Annotated in this window: 17 protein-coding genes and 1 pseudogene; 10 read left to right on the forward strand and 8 right to left on the reverse strand. The window is 67.5% G+C overall.

Translation table 11 applies throughout. The features are described 5' to 3' along the window. Nucleotides 1-737, forward strand: a 737-nt coding sequence (locus V6M89_RS29805) for a substrate-binding periplasmic protein (RefSeq protein WP_332856615.1), incomplete at its 5' end; no start/stop codon positions are given. Between the two features lie 42 nt (nt 738-779). Here the strand turns inward: V6M89_RS29805 and V6M89_RS29810 are convergent. Beyond that, entirely contained in the window at nt 780-1,370 is a 591-nt protein-coding gene (locus tag V6M89_RS29810) for a hypothetical protein (protein ID WP_332856616.1), read from the reverse strand. Nucleotides 1,371-1,429: 59 nt separating this feature from the next. Here V6M89_RS29810 and V6M89_RS29815 point away from each other — a divergent pair, with 59 nt between their 5' ends. From V6M89_RS29815 to V6M89_RS29830, 4 genes are all read left to right on the forward strand, one after another. Beyond that, nucleotides 1,430-1,774 carry a hypothetical protein gene (locus V6M89_RS29815; RefSeq protein ID WP_332856617.1) on the forward strand — a complete coding sequence of 115 codons (345 nt, stop codon included), beginning with the start codon at nt 1,430-1,432 and terminating at the stop codon, nt 1,772-1,774. Nucleotides 1,775-1,850: 76 nt separating this feature from the next. Next, complete coding sequence (locus V6M89_RS29820) at nt 1,851-3,095, forward strand: TolC family protein (protein ID WP_332856618.1); 1,245 nt, start codon at nt 1,851-1,853, stop codon at nt 3,093-3,095. After that, on the forward strand, nt 3,088-4,284 hold the full coding sequence (locus tag V6M89_RS29825; protein WP_332856619.1) for an efflux RND transporter periplasmic adaptor subunit: 1,197 nt from the start codon (nt 3,088-3,090) through the stop codon (nt 4,282-4,284). Before V6M89_RS29820 ends, V6M89_RS29825 begins: the two co-directional genes overlap by 8 nt. 13 nt (nt 4,285-4,297) lie before the next feature. Beyond that, on the forward strand, nt 4,298-7,423 hold the full coding sequence (locus tag V6M89_RS29830; RefSeq protein ID WP_332856620.1) for a CusA/CzcA family heavy metal efflux RND transporter: 3,126 nt from the start codon (nt 4,298-4,300) through the stop codon (nt 7,421-7,423). A 47-nt stretch (nt 7,424-7,470) separates the two neighbouring features. On the opposite strand, the gene V6M89_RS29835 is transcribed toward V6M89_RS29830, so the two are convergent. Together V6M89_RS29835 and V6M89_RS29840 are read right to left on the reverse strand one after the other, a co-directional pair. Continuing rightward, entirely contained in the window at nt 7,471-7,974 is a 504-nt protein-coding gene (locus V6M89_RS29835) for a hypothetical protein (protein WP_332856621.1), read from the reverse strand. A gap of 60 nt (nt 7,975-8,034) precedes the next feature. After that, complete coding sequence (locus tag V6M89_RS29840; protein WP_332856622.1) at nt 8,035-8,664, reverse strand: retropepsin-like aspartic protease family protein; 630 nt, start codon at nt 8,662-8,664, stop codon at nt 8,035-8,037. A gap of 309 nt (nt 8,665-8,973) precedes the next feature. Here V6M89_RS29840 and V6M89_RS29845 point away from each other — a divergent pair, with 309 nt between their 5' ends. After that, on the forward strand, nt 8,974-9,444 hold the full coding sequence (locus tag V6M89_RS29845; protein ID WP_332856623.1) for a hypothetical protein: 471 nt from the start codon (nt 8,974-8,976) through the stop codon (nt 9,442-9,444). Nucleotides 9,445-9,450: 6 nt separating this feature from the next. Here the strand turns inward: V6M89_RS29845 and V6M89_RS29850 are convergent, their stop codons facing one another. Next, nucleotides 9,451-11,502 carry a glycoside hydrolase family 97 protein gene (locus V6M89_RS29850; RefSeq protein ID WP_332856624.1) on the reverse strand — a complete coding sequence of 684 codons (2,052 nt, stop codon included), beginning with the start codon at nt 11,500-11,502 and terminating at the stop codon, nt 9,451-9,453. A 131-nt stretch (nt 11,503-11,633) separates the two neighbouring features. Between V6M89_RS29850 and V6M89_RS29855 the strand changes: the two genes are divergently transcribed. After that, entirely contained in the window at nt 11,634-14,294 is a 2,661-nt protein-coding gene (locus V6M89_RS29855; RefSeq protein WP_332856625.1) for a polysaccharide deacetylase family protein, read from the forward strand. Nucleotides 14,295-14,379: 85 nt separating this feature from the next. Here V6M89_RS29855 and V6M89_RS29860 read toward each other — a convergent pair whose 3' ends face one another. Together V6M89_RS29860 and V6M89_RS29865 are read right to left on the reverse strand one after the other, a co-directional pair. After that, nucleotides 14,380-14,691 carry a cupin domain-containing protein gene (locus tag V6M89_RS29860; protein WP_332856626.1) on the reverse strand — a complete coding sequence of 104 codons (312 nt, stop codon included), beginning with the start codon at nt 14,689-14,691 and terminating at the stop codon, nt 14,380-14,382. Next, nucleotides 14,688-15,290 carry a DJ-1/PfpI family protein gene (locus V6M89_RS29865; protein ID WP_332856627.1) on the reverse strand — a complete coding sequence of 201 codons (603 nt, stop codon included), beginning with the start codon at nt 15,288-15,290 and terminating at the stop codon, nt 14,688-14,690. The genes V6M89_RS29860 and V6M89_RS29865 overlap by 4 nt, the downstream gene beginning before the upstream one ends. A gap of 85 nt (nt 15,291-15,375) precedes the next feature. On the opposite strand from V6M89_RS29865, the gene V6M89_RS29870 reads away from it, so the two are divergent. Together V6M89_RS29870 and V6M89_RS29875 are read left to right on the forward strand one after the other, a co-directional pair. After that, a complete protein-coding gene (locus V6M89_RS29870; protein ID WP_332856628.1) occupies nt 15,376-16,374 on the forward strand; it encodes a GlxA family transcriptional regulator in 999 nt (332 codons plus the stop codon). A gap of 34 nt (nt 16,375-16,408) precedes the next feature. Then, nucleotides 16,409-16,801: a hypothetical protein gene (locus V6M89_RS29875; protein ID WP_332856629.1), complete on the forward strand. Its 393-nt coding sequence runs from the start codon at nt 16,409-16,411 to the stop codon at nt 16,799-16,801. Here V6M89_RS29875 and V6M89_RS29880 read toward each other — a convergent pair. After that, nucleotides 16,780-17,730 (reverse strand): retroviral-like aspartic protease family protein, encoded by a 951-nt coding sequence (locus V6M89_RS29880; RefSeq protein ID WP_332856630.1) that lies wholly within the window; start codon nt 17,728-17,730, stop codon nt 16,780-16,782. The two genes, V6M89_RS29875 and V6M89_RS29880, sit on opposite strands and share 22 nt — an antisense overlap. 11 nt (nt 17,731-17,741) lie before the next feature. Further along, on the reverse strand, nt 17,742-18,518 hold the full coding sequence (locus V6M89_RS29885; RefSeq protein ID WP_332856631.1) for a class I SAM-dependent methyltransferase: 777 nt from the start codon (nt 18,516-18,518) through the stop codon (nt 17,742-17,744). Between the two features lie 503 nt (nt 18,519-19,021). On the opposite strand from V6M89_RS29885, the pseudogene V6M89_RS29890 reads away from it, so the two are divergent. Further along, nucleotides 19,022-20,343, forward strand: a pseudogene (locus tag V6M89_RS29890) (heme utilization protein); the annotation flags it as partial.

Here is a 20,343-nt window from a genome sequence, read left to right on the forward strand (position 1 = left end):
CGCTGGCGCTGGCGTTGCTGCCCCTGGCGCTGGCGCCGGCGCGCGCCGAGGCGCCGGAGCCGCTGCGGCTGGTGGCGGCCGACCTGCCGCCGTATGCGATCGCGGCCGGCGGCGACAGCCCCGGTTCGCTGGTGGAAATCGTGCAGGAGCTGGCGCGCCGCGTCGGCACGCCGGCCACGGTGGAGTTCTACCCGTGGCAGCGGGCGGTGGTGATGACCGGCGTGCTGCCGCACACCGCGGTGCTGCCGCTGACCCGCACGGCCGAGCGCGAGCACCAGTTCCGCTGGCTGGTGCGGCTGCGCCAGCAGAACTTCGTGTTTGTGGCGCGCCACGGCAGCATCGACCCGCGCGAGCTGCGCGATCCGGCGGGGCCGGCGCGGCGGCGGCCGATCGCGGTGCTGCGCGGCTCGCCGCACAAGCAGGTGTTGCAGGCGCTGAACTTCGGCGCGGTGGCCGAATGCGCCAGCGTCAGGGAATGCATGCGCATGGTCAGCAAGGGCGTGGCCGACGCCACCTACGGCGGCGAGGACATCCACCGCCACGCCGCCAGCCTGGACGGCCACCGCGAGGCCGACTTCGATTTCAGCCCGGTGTTCCGCAGCGGCGACGTCTGGCTGGGCGGCTCGCTGGACTTCAGCGAGGACGAGGCGCGCAAATGGCGCGCCGCGCACGAGGCCATGCGCGCCGACGGCACCTTGGCGCGTATCCAGCGCAAGTACGGGCTGGCCGGCAACTGAGGCGGCAACTGAGGCGGCAACCGAAGTGGCAACCGGGCCGGCCTATTTCGGCCTGGCGCGGCGCGCCTGGATTTCCTTGATCAGCTTGAGCTCCTTGTCGCTGGCCTTGTCCAGCAGCGCCGCGTGCTTCCTGCCCTGTTCGGCGTACCCGGCCAGCTCCGGCGGCAGCGGCGTGTCCGGGTGCACCTGGTAGGCGATCCAGGCCGACAGCAGGCACATCGCCAGGGTGCCGGCCACGTAGGCGGCCAGCCACAGGCCGGTCTGGCCGCGCGCGCGGTGCAGCGCGCCGCTGACCTGCGCGGCCTCGCGGGTGGCGGCCTGCATCTGGCCGATCAGGCCGGCCACGGCGGCGTTGGCCGCCTCGCTGGCGGCGCGCGCCGCCTCGCGCCCGGTGGCCTCCAGCTGGACCGCGGCCTGGGTTTCGATCCGCACCGCCTCGGCGATGCGGGCGTCGATCTGGTTGAGGCTGATATGCGCCATGCGCACCAGCTTGTCGCAGCCGGCGATCTGCTTGGACAGGGTTTGCAGGTCGACGTGGAAGCGGTCGACCAGCGCGCCGTGGGCGTCGACCTTGTCGTTGAGCGAGTTGAAGAAATCGCCTTGCGATGTCGCGGGCTGCTCGTCTGGGTTCATGCGCTGCGCCTATTCGGTGACCGGGAAGCCTTATTGTAAATTCAAGCTACAATAGCGGCGTGAAAAAAATTCTGCTCATTCTGCTGCTGACCATCCTGCCCATCCAGTACGCCTGGTCGATGGCGGCCGTCTATTGCCAGCATGAGCCGGCCAAGGTCACGCATTTCGGCCACCATGGCCATCAGCACCAGGCGCAGTCCGACGACGGCGCCGACCAGGGCAAACCGGCCAAGGTCCACAGCGACTGCGAGGTGTGCCACCACGCGGTGCAGGCCTCGCTGCCGGGCGGCGTCGCGCCGGTGCCGGCGGTCGCGCCGGGCGGCCACGCGCCGCCTTTGCCGTCGCAATACCTGTCCCACATCTCCGACCGGCCCGCGCGGCCCAATTGGCTGCTCGTCGCCTAGCGCGACGAGGCCCTCGCCCCCTTTCTTAGACGCCTGAGTCTCGTCGAATTCCTGTTCCTATTGTCTGGAGAATTCGATGGTCAAGTATCTGTTGCCGCTCGTCGTAGCGGCATGGCCCGCCTATGCGCAGGCCGAAATCGAGCCGTCCGCGCCGCTGACGCTGCAGGCCGCGCTCGCGCTGACCCTGGCCGGCGGCGCCAACGCCGAACTGGCCGCCGCCCGCCATGAGCTGGGCGCGCTGGACGGCGCCGTGCAGCAGGCCGGCCTGCTGCCCAATCCCACGCTGTCGGTCGAACGGCTCGACACCCGCCGCAGTGATAGCGACCGCCGCGAGACCACCTTGCAACTGAGCCAGCCGCTGGAGCTGGGCGGCAAGCGCGCCGCCCGCGTGCAGGCGGCCGAGCGTGGCCGCGACAGCGCCGCGGCCGAACTGGCGCTGCGCCGGGCCGCGATCCGCGCCGCCGTGATCGACGGCTGGTTCGCCGTGCTGGCCGCGCAGGAGCAGCTGCGGCTGGCGCAGCAGGCGGCCGAACTGGCGCAGCGCGCGGCCGGCGCCACCGCGCGCCGCGTGGTGGCCGGCAAGGTGTCGCCGGTGGAGCAGACCCGCGCCCGCGTGGCCGCGTCGAGCGTGCAGCTGGAGCTGATCCGCGCCCGCAGCCTGCTGGCCGGCGCGCGCCAGCGGCTGGCGACCCTGTGGGGCAATCCGGCGCCGCGCTTCGAGCGGGTCGACGGCGCCATCGCGACGCTGTCGCAACTGCCGGAGCTGGCCCCGGCCGAGGCCATGCGCGGCCGGCTGCAGGGCGCGCCGGCGCTGGCGCTGGCCCGCTCGGAGCTGGCGCGGCGCCAGGCGCTGGCGCAGGTAGAGCTCAGCAAGCGCACGCCGGACCTGACGCTCAACGTCGGCGGCAAGCGCTCGCAGGAACTGGGGCGCACGCAGGCGCTGTTCGGCATCTCGCTGCCGCTGCCGCTGTTCGACCGCAACCAGGGCGGCGTGCTGGAGTCGGCACGCCGCGTCGACCAGGCGCGCGACGAGCTGGCCGCCACCGCGCTGCGGCTGGAGGCCGAGCTGGCGCAGGCGCGCGAGGAGTTCGACGTCGCCCGCCAGCAGGCTCAAGCCCTGCGCGCCGACATCCTGCCCGGCGCGCAAAGCGCCTACGAGGCCGCCAGCACCGGCTTCGAATACGGCAAGTTCGGCTTTCTCGACGTGCTCGACGCCCAGCGCACCTTGCTGCAGGCGCAAACCTTATACCTGAACGCGCTGGCGGACGCGCACCGCGCGCTGGCCGTCATCGGCCGCATCCTCGGAGAAGATCATGAATAAAACCCAGAAAATCACCATCGCCGTCATGGCGTTCATAGCCCTGCTGCTGGCGGCCCTGATGCTGATGCCCAAGCGCGGCGCAGCCCCGGCGGCGGCCGCCGCGCAGGCGCAGCCGGAACGCGGCGAGCATCGCGAGACGGAGCCGGGAAAAATCGCGCTCGACGATACCCAGGCCAAGGCCGCCGGCGTGGCGCTGGCGGTGGCGGCGCCGGCCAAGATCAGCGTCGCCATCACGCTGCCGGGCGAGATCCGCTTCAACGAGGACCGCACCGCCCACGTCGTGCCCAAGCTGGCCGGCGTGGTCACCAGCGTGCGCGCGGAGTTGGGGCAGAACGTCAAGCAGGGACAGGTGCTGGCGGTGATCGCCAGCAGCGGCCTGTCCGAGCAGCGCAGCGAACTGCTGTCGGCCGAGCGGCGGCTGGCGCTGGCCGGCACCACCTTCGAGCGCGAACGCCGCCTGTGGCAGGACAAGATCTCCGCCGAGCAGGACTACCTGCAGGCGCAGCAGGCGCTGAGCGAAGCCGAGATCGCGGTGCGCAACGCGCGCCAGAAACTGAATGCCATCGGCGCGGGGGCAACCACGGGCGCGGCGGCCGGCGCGGAGCTGAACCGGCTGGAACTGCGGGCGCCGTTCGACGGCGTGGTGATGGAGAAGCATCTGGCGCTGGGCGAGGCGGTGAAGGAGGATGCCGCCGTGTTCACCATCTCCGACCTGTCCGGCGTGTGGGCGGAAATCGCCGTGCCGCCCAAGGACCTGGCGCTGGTGCGCGTGGGCCAGACGGTGGTGGTCAAGGCCTCCGCCTTCGACGCCCAGGCCAGCGGCAAGATCACCTACGTCGGCTCGCTGCTGGGCGAGCAGACCCGCACCGCCAAGGCCCGCGTGGCGCTGGCCAACCCGGACCGCGCCTGGCGCCCCGGCCTGTTCGTCAGCGTCGACGTGCTGTCGGGGCAGGCCTCCGAGGCCGCCGTCACCGTGCTGGCCGACGCCATCCAGACGGTGGAGGACAAGCCGGTGGTGTTCGTCAAGGTGGCGGGCGGCTTCCGCGCGCAGCCGGTGCTGCCCGGCCGCAGCGACGGCAAGCGGACCGAGATCCTCAAGGGCCTGGCGGCCGGCGCGCAGTACGCGGCGGCCGGCAGCTTCGTGCTCAAGGCGGAGCTGGGCAAGGACAGCGCCGAGCATGCGCACTGAGACGGGGGACACCATGTTTGAACGCATCATCCAATTCGCCATCGCCCAGCGCTGGCTGGTCCTGCTGGCGGTGGCCGGCATGGCCGCGCTCGGCGTCTACAACTACCAGAAGCTGCCGATCGACGCCGTGCCCGACATCACCAACGTGCAGGTGCAGATCAACACCTCGGCGCCCGGCTACTCGCCGCTCGAGACCGAGCAGCGCGTCACCTTCCCGATCGAGACCCTGATGTCCGGCCTGCCCAGGCTGGAGCAGACACGCTCGCTGTCGCGCTACGGGCTGTCGCAGATCACCGTCGTCTTCAAGGACGGCACCGACATCTTCTTTGCGCGGCAGATGGTCAGCGAGCGGATACAGGAGGCGCGCGCGCAGCTGCCGGCCGGCGTCACGCCGGCCATGGGCCCGGTATCGACGGGGCTGGGCGAAATCTACCTGTGGACGGTGGAGACCAGGCCGGGCGCGAAGAAGGCCGACGGCACGCCCTACACGCCGACCGACCTGCGCGAGATCCAGGACTGGATCATCAAGCCGCAGCTGCGCAACGTGCCCGGCGTGACCGAGATTAATTCCATCGGCGGCTACGCCAAGGAGTACCAGGTGGCGCCCAATCCGCAGCGGCTGGCGTCCTACGGCCTGACCCTGCAGGACGTGGTGACGGCGCTGGAGCGCAACAACGGCAACGCCAGCGCCGGCTACATCGAGCGGCGCGGCGAGCAGCTGCTGGTGCGCGCGCCGGGACAGGTGCAGTCGCTCGACGACATCCGCAACATCATCCTCAGCAACGTCGACGGCGTGCCGGTGCGCGTGCGCGATGTGGCGGAGGTCGACGTCGGCCGCGAGCTGCGCACCGGCGCCGCCACCGAGAACGGCCGCGAGGTGGTGCTGGGCACCGTCTTCATGCTGATCGGCCAGAACAGCCGCGCGGTGTCGCAGGCGGTCGACCGCAAGATGGTCGACATCAACCGCAGCCTGCCGCCCGGGGTGCAGGCGGTCACCGTGTACGACCGCACCACGCTGGTGGACAAGGCGATCTACACGGTGAAGAAAAACCTGCTGGAAGGCGCGGTGCTGGTGATCGTGGTGCTGTTCCTCTTTTTGGGGAACATTCGCGCTGCGCTCATCACGGCGCTGGTGATCCCGCTGGCGATGCTGTTCACCTTCAGCGGCATGGTGACGTACAAGGTCAGCGCCAACCTGCTCAGCCTCGGCGCGCTGGACTTCGGCATCATCGTCGACGGCGCGGTGGTCATCGTCGAGAACTGCGTGCGGCGGCTGGCGCACGCGCAGGCGCGCCACGGCCGCGTGCTGACGCGCGCCGAGCGCTACGCGGAAGTGTTCGCCGCCGCGCGCGAGGCGCGCAGGCCGTTGCTGTTCGGACAGCTGATCATCATGGTGGTCTACCTGCCGATCTTCGCGCTGACCGGCGTCGAGGGCCGCATGTTCCATCCGATGGCGCTGACGGTGGTGATGGCGCTGGCGGGCGCGATGCTGTTGTCGATCACCTTCATCCCCGCCGCCGTCGCGCTGTTCATCGGCGACAACGTGGTCGAGAAGGAGCACCGCCGCATCACCGGCTGGTACGCGGCGGTGCTGGAGCGCGTGCTGGCCAACACGCCGGTGGTGCTGGCGTTCGCCGGCATCGCGGTGGCGCTGTCGGTGCTGCTGGCCACGCGCATGGGCAGCGAGTTCGTGCCCAGCCTGAACGAGGGCGACATCGCGATCCAGGCGCTGCGCATCCCCGGCACCAGCCTGACGCAGTCGGTGGCGATGCAGCAGCAGGTGGAGCTGGCGCTGAAGCGGCAGTTCCCCGAGATCGAGCGCATCTTCGCCCGCACCGGCACGGCGGAAATCGCCTCGGACCCGATGCCGCCCAACGTCTCGGACGGCTACATCATGCTCAAGCCGGAGTCGCAGTGGCCGGCGCCGAGGAAGTCGCACGCGCAACTGGTGGCGGCGATCCAGCAGGCCGCCGAACGCCTGCCGGGCAACGCCTTCGAGTTCTCGCAGCCGATCCAGCTGCGCTTCAACGAGCTGATATCGGGCGTGCGCAGCGACGTCGCGGTCAAGCTGTTCGGCGACGACATGGCGGTGCTGGGCGAGACCGCCGCGCGCATCGCCGCCAGCTTGGGCAAGGTGGACGGCGCGACCGAGGTCAAGATCGAGCAGACCAGCGGCCTGCCGGTGCTGACGGTGCAGATCGACCGCGGCAAGACCGCGCGCTACGGCCTGAATGTGGGCGACGTGCAGCAGACCATCGCCACCGCCATCGGCGGCCAGCAGGCCGGCACCATGTTCGAGGGCGACCGCCGCTTCGATATCGTGGTGCGGCTGCCGGACGCGCTGCGCAGCGACCTGGATGTGATGCGGCGCCTGCCGGTGCCGCTGCCGCGCGCCGGCGGCGCTGCGGCCAACTTCATCCCGCTGGGCGAGGTGGCGACCTTCGCCATCGCGCCGGGGCCGAACCAGATCAGCCGCGAGGACGGCAAGCGCCGCGTGGTCATCAGCGCCAATGTGCGCGGGCGGGATATCGGCTCGTTTGTCGCGGAGGCTGAAGAGCGCCTGCGGCAGGTGCAGATCCCGGCCGGTTACTGGACCAGCTGGGGCGGACAGTTCGAGCAGCTGCAATCGGCCTCGCGGCGCCTGCAGATCGTGGTGCCGGTGGCGCTGCTGCTGGTGATCGTGCTGCTGTTCGCGATGTTCGGCAACTTGAAGGACGGGCTGCTGGTGTTCAGCGGCATACCGTTCGCGCTGACCGGCGGCATCGCGGCGTTGGCCTTGCGCGGCATACCGTTGTCGATATCGGCGGCGGTGGGCTTCATCGCGCTGTCGGGCGTGGCGGTGCTGAATGGGCTGGTGCTGATCTCCTTCATCCGCAGCCTGCGCGAGGAAGGGCGCACGGTGGAGCAGGCGATCCGCGAAGGTTCGCTGGGCCGCCTGCGTCCCGTGCTGATGACGGCGCTGGTGGCGTCGCTGGGTTTCATCCCGATGGCGATCGCCACCGGCACCGGCGCCGAAGTCCAGCGCCCGCTGGCGACGGTGGTCATCGGCGGCATCCTCTCGTCCACCGCCTTGACGCTGCTGGTGCTGCCGCTGCTGTACCGGCTGGTGTATGGGCGCGAGCAGCCTGAAACGGCTTAAGACTTGGAGAGGCAAACGAGAAACAGACTAAATCGTTTGCCTCTTTTTTATCGTCCCGGCACCGGACTGGATTCGACGGAAAAAATCACCGAATTGATCTTCCAGCCATCCTTGGTTTTGACCAATTGCCACGCTTCTTTGCCCCAGTCCTGCTTGTGGCCGGCATTGTAGGACGTGTAGTCGAACCATACCTGCGCCAACTCGCCATCGGTATCGATGCGCACGTTCTCGAATGTCTCTTCGAAAGGTGTCTTGTCCTGCGAAACCGCGTCTATGTAGTCTTTAGGCGTGATGTTTGGGAGTAGTTTTCCCGGATTCGGGGTTTTGTGGCGCGCGAGGCTTTGGTCGCTCACTACGCCTATCCACGGTATGTCCCGTTTGAGGAACAGCTGCATGAAAGTTGCGGCATCCTTTTTGATGATCGAATCCCGAAAGGTCTCGACCACGTGCTGAATCTGATCACGATGCTCTTGGATGGTGGCGGCAAAAGACGGTTGGGTGAAGGCCATTAATACGCTGGCGGTGAGAATTGCGGCGAGTGTGCGTTTCATGATTACCTGTGGATGAGGGGACGGGTTCGTACATGCGTCCAGATAATCAAAAGACAAGTCCTACCTGGGCGTCAATATCATTTCCTGCCGCTCGCGCCGCATGCTGAATTGGTCCAGGAAATTGCTGCCCAGCAGAATGATGGGCAAGCCGCTCTCGTGGACGATGGCCTCAAGATTTCGGAGCTCCAGCTCGCCGATGCGCATCCTCTCTATGTGCACCCGGAAGACGTTGGCGACGCCGTTTGCCGTCGATGTGGTGCCGGGCTGTCCTTTGCGGTAGTCGATGCCGAAGCGGGCGGCGTCGGTCGCGGGCATCGCGATGTGGGTGGCGCCGGTGTCGACCAGCATCCGCGCACTCATGCCGTTGATGCTGCCATTGGTGTAAAACTGGCCGACGGCGTCCGCGCGCAAAACCAGCGACTGGTTCGCTCCGTTCTGTGCCGGATAGCGGCCCATGGCGATCGTCACCGACTTGCCATGCTCGGTGATGGTGGCGCCGTCGTTGTGAACGGCCAGCAGTTGAGAGCCCGGCGCTATGGTGCTGCCGATTGCGTAGGCGGTGGGTTCGCCGCCGTCCACCGTCATCAGCGCGCGATCGCGCACGACGCCCACCAGGCTGATATTGGCGGCGAAGGCATTTGCGCCGGCAAGGATGAAGCCGGCTGCTAAAGCATAGGTTGGAAAGCGCATGGTGGTCGGCGGAAAATGTTGGGAATTACTTAATTGCCGCTGAGCATAACATTTTAAGCCGGCTCAAAATGCGCACATCTTCACGCTATTGCCATCGCTATACAGGGTGACGTATTTTTGGCGGGCTCTAAAAGCTCTAAACGCTCTAATTCAGTAGAGATTGAACTAAATCGTTAGAGATCGCTCTAAAAAATAGGCCCGGCGTAGAAAAAATAGAGAAATTAGAGCCGAAATTAGAAAAATTAGAGCGAAGTCTAGCGAATTAGAACGATCTCTAACGATTTAGAGCTTTTAGAGTCGGAGAAAAAAATGTCCCTCCCTATACCCCTGCATCTACCGCACTACCTACTCCAAGGCCTGATAGACCGCACGCGCGAAGGCTGGTTCGGCCCGAAGACCGAAGCCGTGGTGTGCAAGCTGATTCAAGACTGGATCGACCGCAGCGGCGCCACGCCGGAGCTTCCTGAAGACGAACACGAAGACGAACACGAAGACGAACACGAAGCCACGCCAAACGCGGTGCATGACGCCAGCAAAGGCTATCAATGGAAGCAGCTCTTCCTGCCAAACGGCACCGAACTGCGCTCCACCTTTTGCGGCAAAAGCACCTACGCCAAAGTGCAGGACGAAGTCATCATCCGCGACGGCGCCCCGACCACGCCATCGCGGCTGGCCAACGCAAGCGGCTGCGGCACGCGCAATGCCTGGCGAGCGATCTGGTTGCGTTTTCCCGGCGAGCGCACATGGAAGCTCGCCGCTGCCTGCCGCGCGGACGAATAGAGGGCGCTACTCGCCGACCGGCGCCAATCGAATGGCCTGCCCGCCGCCGGGCGCCAGTTTGAGTTGCAAGACGGTCTTGGAAGTGACGGTCTTCTTCTCGATGACGATATCGAAGCGGTGGCTGTTGCGGTAGTCGGCGTGCTCGCCGTCGCGGTAGATCTCGGCGGTGTAGCGCTTGCCGGCGTCGAGGAAGGACAGCGGCAGCGACAAGGTGCGCGCCGCGCCGTCCGTCACCGAACCGACGTACCAGTTATCCGAATGGCGGTCCTTGCGGGCGATGGTCGCATACTCGCCCACCGCGCCATGCAGCACGCGCGTGTCGGCCCAGTCGGTCGGCACGTCTTTGATGAATTTGAACGGCCCCGGATACTTCTCGTAGTTCTCGATCAGGTCCGCCGCCATCACCACCGGCGAGTAGATCACCACGAAGCTGGCCAGCTGCTTGGCCTGCGTCGAGTTGATCGGCTTGCCCTTCACGCCCTCCAGGCTCAGGATGCCAGGCGTGTAGTCCATCGGCCCGCTCAGCATGCGGGTGAACACCAGGTTCGCTTCATGATCGACGCCGTTGATCGGATTGCCCCAGGCGTTGTACTCCATGCCCCGCGCGCCCTCGCGCGAAATCCAGTTCGGCCAGGTGCGGCGCAAGCCGGTGTCCTTGATCGGTTCGTGCGTGTCGATCGCCAGCTTGTAGCGCGCCGCCTCCGTCACCGCCTTCAGGTAGTGCCGCGATCCCTCCTGCGAATCGGTGTAGGCGTAGTGCGTGCCGCCGCCGGCGCTGCGGAACTGCGCCGTGCCGGCATCCGTCACGTAGCCGGACTTGATGCTGTCCACGCCGTGCTTAGCGTACAGCTGGTAGCCCGCATCCATCTGCTCCTCGTAGTGCGCGACGTTGCCGCCGGTCTCGTGGTGGCCGATCAGGCGCACGCCCTTGCCGATGGCGTAGGCGCTGGCCGCCGCCAGGTCGAAGTCGGGATACGATTGCGTGAAGCTGAACTCCGAACCATCGCCGTACCACTTGCCGTCCCAGCCCAGGTTCCAGCCTTCCACCAGCACGCCGCGGAAGCCGTGTTTGGCGGCGAAGTCGATATAGCGCTTGGTATTGTCCGTGGTGGCGCCGTGCTTCGCGCCCGCGCCCCAGGTGCTGTGCTCCAGGTGCATCTCCCACCACACCCCGACGAACTTGGACGGATGCACCCACGACACGTCGCCCAGCTGGTTCGGCTCATTCAGGTTCAAGATCAGGTCCGACATATACAGACCAGCGGCATTGTCGGCGATCTGCATGGTGCGCCACGGCGTGGTGAACGCGCCCGTGCGCTCGACCGGCGCGCCGGTGGCCGACGGCGTCAGCTGCGCGCGCAGCTTCTGGCCATCGACCTTGCGCAACCACATCGACGCATAGTCGACCAGCGCCGCTTCATGAAACGCGATATGCGTGCCGTCCTTGGTGCGTATGGTCAGCGGCGTGTTGGCCGTGCCCACTTCGCTCAGCGGCGTCTTGGCGATCGGGTATTCCAGCGCGGCCATCTCGCCGGCCGTCTGCCACCACGCGGTGGCCGGCGCGGCGACCACGAATTCGGTCAGCTCGTCGGCGATGCGGGTCTGCGGCAGCTGCGGCTGCTCCGGCAGCTCGTAGCGGAAGCCGACGCCGTCGTCGAACACGCGGAACACCAGCGCCATGCGGCGGTTCTGCTGCGCCTTCTGCACCAGCTCCAGCCGCAGCTCGCGGTAGTGGTTGCGCACGTAGCGGCGCTCGCCCCACGGCTGCTCCCAGGTGTCGTCATGCTCGCTCACCGCCTGCCCGGCCAGCGTGAAGCCGCCGTCCAGCTGCGGCGCGTTGGCCAGCACAAAGCCCAGCCGCGACGGCGCGATCAAGGGCTTGCCGTTGCGCCGCACCTGGTATGCCAGCCGGCCGTCGCCGCTCAATTGCAGCGACACGCTGATCTTCTGGTCGGGCGAGGCGACGGTGGCCAGGGTGTCGTCGGCGCGGGCCGACGCGGCGCAGGCGGCCAGCAGCAGGAGCGCGACGGCGCGGCGGGAAGTGGGCAGCAGGGACACGGGTGGTTTCCTTGATCGCATGAGGGGGACCGCACATCATGCCAGAAAACCAAAAGCGCCTGCCGGCGGGGAAGTGAACAATTAGCAAATGTGTCATAGAATGCGGGATTCGCTTTTTATCGACATCGCACATGAAATACATCAAGCAGTTGAGCATCGCGGCCGTGGTGGTGGCCGTCGCCGGCGCGGGCGCCTACCTGGCGCTGCGCGGCAAGCAGCCGGCCGGCGCGCCCGCCGCCCCTGTGGTTGCCGGCGCCACGCCGGAGATCATGCCGGAGCTGCGCAATATGCTGGCGGCCTACCGCAAGATCATCGTGCTGCTGGCCGACGAGAAGTCGCTGTCCGAGTCGGACCGCAAGGCCGCCGGCCAGGTCGGGCAGTCGCTGTTCCACGAGAACCTGGAACGCCTGGCCAAGGTGCAGGCCATGCTGGCGCAAACCCAGGCGCTGCCGCCGTCGCAGCGCGACGCCGCCGACGATGCGCTGCTGTCGTATATCGAATCGGCCAGCGACCTGTTCGACGCCGACCGCCTGGCCTTCCGCGAAGTGCTGCTGTCGCTGCAAAAGCTGGCGGCCGCCGACCAGACCCTGCCCGCGATCAAGCTGCACAAGCGCGTCAGCGAAGACCTGGCGGCGCTGGAGGACATCGAGAAGCAGTACGACAAGGAGATCAACGACATCTTCTCGCGCTTCGACACGCGCGCCATCACGCCCAAGCGCGAACGCTGGGACGACTACGTGAGCCACCTGCGCAAGCTGTACGCGCGCGAGCAGATCATGAAGGACTACGGCGTCATCGTGCCGTATCCGGAGCAGCCCAAGTCGGCCGAGCAGGAAACGCAGGCCAAGGAAATCTTCGGCAACGCGCTGCCGCCCAAGACCGTGGTGCTGACCTTCGACGACGGCCCGCACAAGAGCTACACCGAGGAAGTGGCGGCCATCCTCAAGCAGTACAACGTGCCGGGCGTGTTCTTCCAGGTCGGCCAGAACCTCGGCAAGCTCGATGCGCAGGGCAAGCAAACGCTGAACAAGAACGCCGACGAGAGCCGCCGCCTGATCGACGCCGGCCACACGGTGGGCAACCACAGCTTCAGCCACGCGCTGCTGTCGAAGGAAAAGGGCGAGCAGCTGTACGGCGAGATCGCCAACGCCGACCTGCTGCTGAAGGCCACCGACGCGCGCCGCTCGGACCTGTTCCGCTTCCCGTACGGCGCGCACAACGCCGAGGGCCTGGCCATCCTGTCCAAGCTGGGACTGCGCTCGGTGATGTGGAATATCGATTCGCTGGACTGGGCCGACCCGGTGCCGAGCTCGATCGCCAACCGCGTGCTGACCACCCTGAACAAGGAGCAGCGCGGCATCATCCTGTTCCACGACATCCACGAGCGCAGCGTCAAGGCGCTGCCGATGGTGCTGGATAAACTGATCGCCGACGGCTACAGCTTCGCGGCCTGGGACGGCCACGAATTCAAGGTGAGCAAGGGTGGCAAGCCGGAGCCGGAGAAGATCGCCGTCAGCACCGGCTACGCCAACAGCTACGCGGTGGTGATCGGCATCAACGACTACCAGAAATGGCCCAAGCTGCAGTACGCGGTGCAGGACGCCAGGGCGATCCGCGACACGCTGGTCAACCGCTTCGGCTTCGCCGGCGAGCGGGTGTTCACGCTGTCGAACGGCGAGGCCACGCGCAACAACATCCTGGCGCTGTTCCACGACAAGCTGGCCGACGCCCAGCTGAAGAAGGACGATCGCATCTTCGTGTTCTTCGCCGGCCACGGCGCCACCCGCCAGCTCAGCTCCGGCCGCAACCTGGGCTACATCATCCCGGTCGATTCGGACCCGCAGCAGGTCAGCTTCGACGCCATCCCGATGACGGATCTGCAGAACATCGCCGAAAGCCTGAACGCCAAGCACGTGCTGTTCGTGATGGACGCCTGCTACAGCGGCCTGGGCCTGACACGCGGCGGCGGCAACAGCGCCTTCCTGCGCGATAACGCGCGCCGCATGGGGCGGCAGATGTTGACCGCCGGCGGCGCCGACCAGATGGTGGCCGACGGCGGCCCGAACGGCCACTCGGTGTTCACCTGGACCCTGCTGCAGGCGCTGAACGGCAAGGCCGATTTGAACGGCGACGGTTTGATCACCGCCACCGAGCTGGCGGCCTATGTGGCGCCGGCGGTGGCCAGCGTGTCGCAGCAGACGCCGGCCTTCGGCAGCCTGCCGGGATCGGAGGGCGGCGAGTTCGTGTTCCAGCTGCCGGTGGAGGCGGAGTTCCTCAGCGCGCAGTCGGCGCAGCTGTCGCCGGACGCGATCGCGTTGAACAGCAAGCTCGATAAGGGCCGCGACCAGAAGGCCGACGGCAACACGGTGCTGGTCAAGAACCTGCAGGGCGAGGAGCAGAAGATCGCCGCGCCCAAGCCGGTGGACGCGTCCAGCCGCCAGCTGGCGCAGCGCGCCAACGACAAGGGCCTGCAGCTGTACAAGGAGAAGCAGTACGCGCAGGCGGAAGCGGCGTTCACCGAGGCGTTGAAGTACCGTCCCGATTTCGGGCTGGCGGCCAACAACCTGGGCTTCGTCTACTACAAGCAGGAGAAGTACGCGGAAGCGGCGCGCTGGTTCGAGAACACGCTGCAGATCGACACCTCGCGCGCGATCGCCTACCTGAACCTGGGCGACGCCCGCATGCACCTGGGCGACGGCGACAAGGCCAAGAAGGCCTACACCAGCTTCCTGGAGCTGGCGCCCAACCACGCCAACGCCGCTTACGCCAAAGAGCAGCTCAAGAAACTGTGATCAATCCGGGGTCAGGTCCCCCATTTGAGCATGAGCTCGGCTAGTACAGCCGAGCTCATGCTCAAATGGGGGACCTGACCCCGGGTTAGAGGCTGCCGGCGCGTTCGATCACCAGGATGCGGGCCTGGCCGCGCGGATGGGCGGAGTGGGCGTCGCCTTGGTCGACGAAGAAGATGTCGCCCGCCTGCAGCCGCGCCGTCTGTTCGACGCCGTCGCTGCGGTAGTGCATGTCCACCTCGCCGTCCATCACGGCGAATACTTCCTGGCCGTCGTTGACGTGCCAGCCGTAGGGCTGGTCGGTCCAGTGCAGGCGCACCGTGGCGTCCTGCATGGCGGCGATCAGGTCGGCGCCCCAGGCGCGCCCGGCGCGGTAGTCCTTGCTGCGCACCACTCTCATGCCTCGTTCCAGTCGTATTCCATTTGCAGCGCGGTGCGCGCGGCCAGTTCGTGGCCGGCCAGCCGCGCCACCAGGTGCAGCGACATGTCCATGCCGGCCGAGATGCCGCCGCTGGTGACGATGCGACCGTTGTCGATCCAGCGCCGCTCGCCCGCCACCGTCAGGCGCGGGAAGGCGGCGCGCAGGTCGGCGATGTCTTCCCAGTGCGTGGTCACTTGCTGGCCGTCCAGCAGCCCGGCCTGCGCCAGCAGGAAGGCGCCGGTGCACACCGACGCCACCAGCTCGCACGCGGGCGCGGTGGCGGCGATCCAGCGTATCACCTCCTGCTTGTCCTGCTCCGCCGTCACCACGCCGCCCGGCACGATCAGCACGTCGATCGGGCCGGCGTTGCCGAAGTCCGCCTCGGGGAACACGCTCAGGCCGGCGCGCGCGCGCAGCATGGCGCTGCGCTGGCCGATGGTGCGCACGCGGAACGGCGCTGCCGATCCCGGCGCCAGCTTGGCTGCCATGCGCGTGGCGCAGGTGAATACTTCGTACGGCCCGGCGAAGTCGAGCACTTCAACGTCGTCGAATACATAGATGCCGATGGTGCGTGTCATGCTGGCTCCTTGCTGTCTGTAGAAGCGTCCATCATGCCTCGACGGCGGTTGACACAAATGACATTCATGGTTGAATATCTGCCATATGAAACCCATCGACATCTGGCTGCTCGTTTATCCCGGCTTCGTGCTGCTGGACGCCACCGGCCCGGCGCAAGTGTTCTCCACCGCGAACGACGAGGCGCGCGACGCCGGCCTGCCCGAACCGTATCGCATCCGCATGATCGCGCCAGGCGGCGGGCTGGTGGCGTCCACCGCCGGCGTCAGCGTGATGACCGAGCCGCTGCCGCGCTCTGGCCGCAGCCTGGCCGGCTCGACCCTGGTCGTGGCCGGCGGTCGCGGCCTCGAACGGGGCGACAGCGCGGCGCTGGACCCGGCCACGCTGCGCTGGGTGCAGCGCGCCGCGTTGGGGGGCAGCGGCGGTGGCGGCGTGCGGCGTTGCTGCGCGGTGTGCACCGGCGCCTTCGTGCTGGCGCAGGCCGGCCTGCTGGATGGCCGCAGCGCCGTCACCCACTGGATGGACGCCGCCCGGTTGCAGGCGCAGTACCCGGACGTGCAGGTGCTGGACGACGCGATCTACGTCAAGGATGGCCCGTTCTACACGTCGGCCGGCATCGCGGCCGGCATGGACCTGGCGCTGAGCCTGGTCGAGGAAGACCAGGGGCGCGGCGCCGCGCTCGATACGGCCAAGCGGTTGGTGGTGTTCTTCAAGCGACCCGGCGGCCAGCGCCAGTTCAGCTCCGAGCTGCTGGCGCAGGCCGATCCGCAAGGCTTGCACGGCCAGCTGACCGACTGGCTGCGCCCGCGCCTGAAGCGCCAGATCGACGTCGAGCAGATGGCGGCCGCGTTCGCGCTGTCGGTGCGCACGCTGCACCGCCGGCTGCGGCAGGAGGCCGCCATCTCGCCGGCGCAGCTGCTGCTGCGGTTGCGGATGGAGGCGGCCTGCGGCCTGCTGGAGCGGCCCGGCATGAGCGTCAAGCGCGCCGCCAGCCAGAGCGGCTTCGGCAGCGAGTACAATCTGCGGCGCGCGTTTGCCGCCCAGCTGGGCGTGGTGCCCAGCGATTACCAGGCGCGCTTTGGCTGAACCAGGTGTTGGAATAAATAAGCGGATGATATTGATGATGCGGGAATTCGAGAAGTGGGTGGCGCGCGTGCTGCTGCTGAACAGCGCGCTGGCGCTGGGCGTGTGCCTGGGCCTGCTGGGCGAGCCGCAGCCGGCCGACGCGCTGCCGCTGCTGTACAGCGCGGCCATGCTGGGCTTCCTGTCGGCCGTGCTGTCGCTCAAGCGCTGGAAGACCGGCCTGTGGGGCGGCGTGCTGTATTACGCGCTGCAGCTGTTCAGCATCTACCCGTTCGCCGGCGGCTGGCAGTTTGCGGTCAAGGCCGGCGTCAGCATCGGCCTGGTGCTGCGCTTCGCCGGCGGCGTGGTGGTGCTCAACATGGTGGCGCTGGCGCTGCTGGCGGCCACCGCCGCCGTGCTGGCCTGGCGCTATCGCGTGCCGAACACCTGACCGCCCAGGTAGGAGTAGTAGAAGCGCTGCTGGCTGGCGGCCAGCAGCACGCGGTGGGCGCGCAGGAAGTCGCGGCCCAGGATCATGTCGATGTGCTTGATGCCGAACTGCTGGGTGTTCGGGATCTCGGCCAGCAGGATCTGCGGGTGGCCGATGTTTTCCTCGCCGATGGCGAAGCTGTCGAAGCCGGCGCGCCAGTGCGGGGTCGGCTTGCCGGCCACGCCGACGCCGTCGCCGGCGGCGCTCACGCCCTGGGAGGTGGTGCTGACGCCCAGCGCGGCGGCCGTCGCAAGGTCGACCACCGACTGCTCGGCGCCGGTGTCGATCAGCGCCCGCAGCGGGCGGCCGTTCAGCTGCACCTGTACATAGGCGGCGCTGTGCTGGTCGCTCAGCTCCAGCGGCACGTCCAGCGCCTGGGTGTCCCAGTAGGCCAGCGATTTGGCGCTGCAGCCTTCCTCCTTGAAGAATTTCAGCTTGCGCTCGGCCAGCGCGATTTCCAGGTCCGATTGCAGCAGGTAGTCGGCGCCCACCATGCCGCCGTAGCCGGGATAGTCGAAGCCGTCGACCACCGGGAACCAGGCCTTGGCCACCCGCGACGGTCCGATGATCACTTCCTCCGGCTGGGCCGCGAACATGGCGGTGTCGCCGCCCATGCCACGCACGCGGTTCAGGGTGCGCGTCAGCGGCAACTGCTGGCGGTCCATCTCGGCGCGGGTCAGCAGCGTCCGGGCCGAGCCGGTGTCGACCAGCATGCGCACGGTCTTGCCGTTGACCTGGCCTTCGACGTAGGGCATGCCGGACGCGGCCTGGATGTTGATGTCGAGCGCGGCCAGCTCGGTGTAGCGGCAGGCGTGGGCGGACGGGCTCAGGGCCTGGGCGGCCAGCAGCAGGCCGGCGCCCAGCAGTCGTTGCAGGGTAGGGTGGGTCATGGTCGCCAATTTTACGGCTTGCGGAAGCGCAGGATGAACTGGTCGGTGTGGGCGCGGATGCCGGTCTCGAACACCTGGGCCGCGCGGTCGTCCTTGGGATTGCGCAGCGCCTGCGATTCGGCGTCGAGCACGAAGCCGGCCGCCAGCACCTCCTGCTTGACCAGCGCCTCGTCGATGCGGTGCAGCTTGGCCATGCCGGCCTCGTCCAGCCCCGGCTGCGCCGCGTGGTCCAGCACTATATAGTAGCCGCCCGGCTTGAGCGCCGCGTACACCGCCTTGTTCAGCTCGGCCGTGCCGGCGGCGCCGCTCCAGATGCGGATGTCGTGGTAATTCTGCGAGGTCCACACCACGTCGGCCTTGACCGGCACGTTGAGCGAGGCGGCGCCGACCGCTTCATGCACGTTGCCGCGGCCCGGCTCGGCCGACACGGCCGGCGGCAGCGGCTTGCCCTTCAGGCGGTCGAGCAGCACCTGCGGCGCGATCGCGTACACCGCGCCCTGCGGGCCGACCGCCGTGCTGAACAGGCGGGTGAAGTAGCCGCGGCCGGAGAAATAATCGACCACCACCTGGCCCGGCTGGATCTTGGCGAAGGCCAGCATCTCGGCCGGCTTGCGGTCGGCGTCGCGCGCCTTGTCGGCGTCCGGACGGGTGGCGTCGGCCACGGCGGCGGCGGCCAGCGGCGCCTGGCCGGCCGCGCCGGCGTGGCCGGCGGCCAGCCACAGGGCGCTGCTCAGGCTGAGCACGAACAGGGTACGGCTTGCGGGCATTAAGTTAGACAGTAAGTTCATGGCGGCGAGTCTCCGTGTTGGGGGCGAGAGTGGGATTATGCACCGGTCATCGGCTTGTCACACAGGCGATGCAAAATATCCTTGCGGATACATTTCTGCAATCCAACATGACGCAATGGCTAGCGCCCCAGACAAGTTTTTTATTCAAACAACCATATCTTTTCGGCAGGTTGCGCTGCCGCGACAATCTTGAAATAAGTTCTTTTGGGAAATTTACTGGGATATAATTGCCCTTCTGAAATTCCGCCGAATTGTTGCTGCAGGGCAGTTTCAGCATGTTTTTCAACTGCTGTACGGCAATTTAGTGGCTGAAAAAAAGTTTACTTAATGAAAGTCAAAATTCCGTCGTTATGTACAGTACGGGCCGGTTTTTTCCCGGCGGCATCACAAAAAAAGTTTTTAAAATAGCAATATATCCACTACAAGGGCTCGAACGACAGGCACAAGCTGGTCGTTCGAGTTGCTTTCTGAGCTGACAGAAGAAGTACCTCCAGGAGAATTAAATGAGTTTCGCGACCAACCTTACCACTGCGCAATTAGCCACGCTGAGCACTTCCCAGATCATTGCACTGGCGACTGCCGACATCGCGGCGTTTAGCTCGGACCAGTTGGCCGCGTTCACTTCTTCCCAGATTCCCGCCTTTACCACTGCCCAGCTCGCGGGCGGCATCACCACCACCCAGGCCGCCTACCTGACCACGCTGCAAATGAGCGTGCTGACCTCGAGCCAGATCGGCGCCTTGCAGACCGCCAGCTTCGCGCTGTTGTCGACCAACGACATCGCCGCCCTGTCCACCTCGGCCATCGGCGGCATCAGCGCCGGCCAGGTCAAGGCGCTGAGCACCAATCAAGTGGTGGCGCTGACCAGCAACCAGGCCGCGCAACTGAGCTCGACCCAGGTCGCCGCGCTGAGCACCAATGCCATCGCCGCGCTGGAAACGGCCGACCTGGTCGCCATCAAGACCGCCGCCATCGCCCTGCTGAGCAGCGCCCAGGTGGCCGCGCTGAGCACCGCCCAAGTCAACTCGCTGTCGACCGGCGCCGTCGCCGCGCTGAGCACCGGCAGCATCGCCGCGCTGAGCACCGACCAGGCCGTCGCGCTGACTTCGGCCGCCATCGCCGCCATGAGCACCGGCCAGGTCGCCGCGCTGACCAGCAAGGCGCTGGGCGCGATTGAAACCGCCGACATCGCCGGCCTGTCCACCAATGACATCGCCGCGCTGCGCACCGCGCAAGTGGTCGGCCTGTCCACCGGCCAGGTCGCCGCGCTGTCGACCAACCAGATCGTCGCCCTGAGCGCCGCCGCCGCCGCCGCGCTGGGCACCGCGCAGATCGCCGCGCTGACCACCCTGCAAGCGAGCGTGCTGAGCACCGCGCAAGTGGCCGGCCTGGGCACCAACGCCATCGCCGCGCTGGAAACCGCCGACTTCGCCGCGCTGTCGACCAACGCCATCGCCGCCCTGAGCGCCGCGCAGGCCAAGGCTCTGACCACCGACCAGATCGTCGCATTGACCACCGGCCAGGCCGCCGCGCTGACCACCGCGCAGGTAGCCGCCCTGAGCACCGGCGCCATCGCCGCGCTGGAAACGGCCGACCTGTCGGCGATCAAGGTCGCCGCCATCGCCGCGCTGAACTCGGCCCAGGTGGCCGCGCTGAGCACCACCCAGGTCAACACCCTGGCCACCGCCTCGGTCGCCGCGCTGAGCACCGCCGGCATCGCCGCGCTGAGCACCGCGCAGGCCGTCGCGCTGACCTCGGCGCAAGTGGCCGCGCTGGGCACCGCCCAGGTTGCCGCGCTGAGCACCGGCGCCATCGGCGCCATCGA

Source organism: Duganella sp. S19_KUP01_CR8 (assembly GCF_036688705.1).
Classification (GTDB): domain Bacteria; phylum Pseudomonadota; class Gammaproteobacteria; order Burkholderiales; family Burkholderiaceae_D; genus Rugamonas.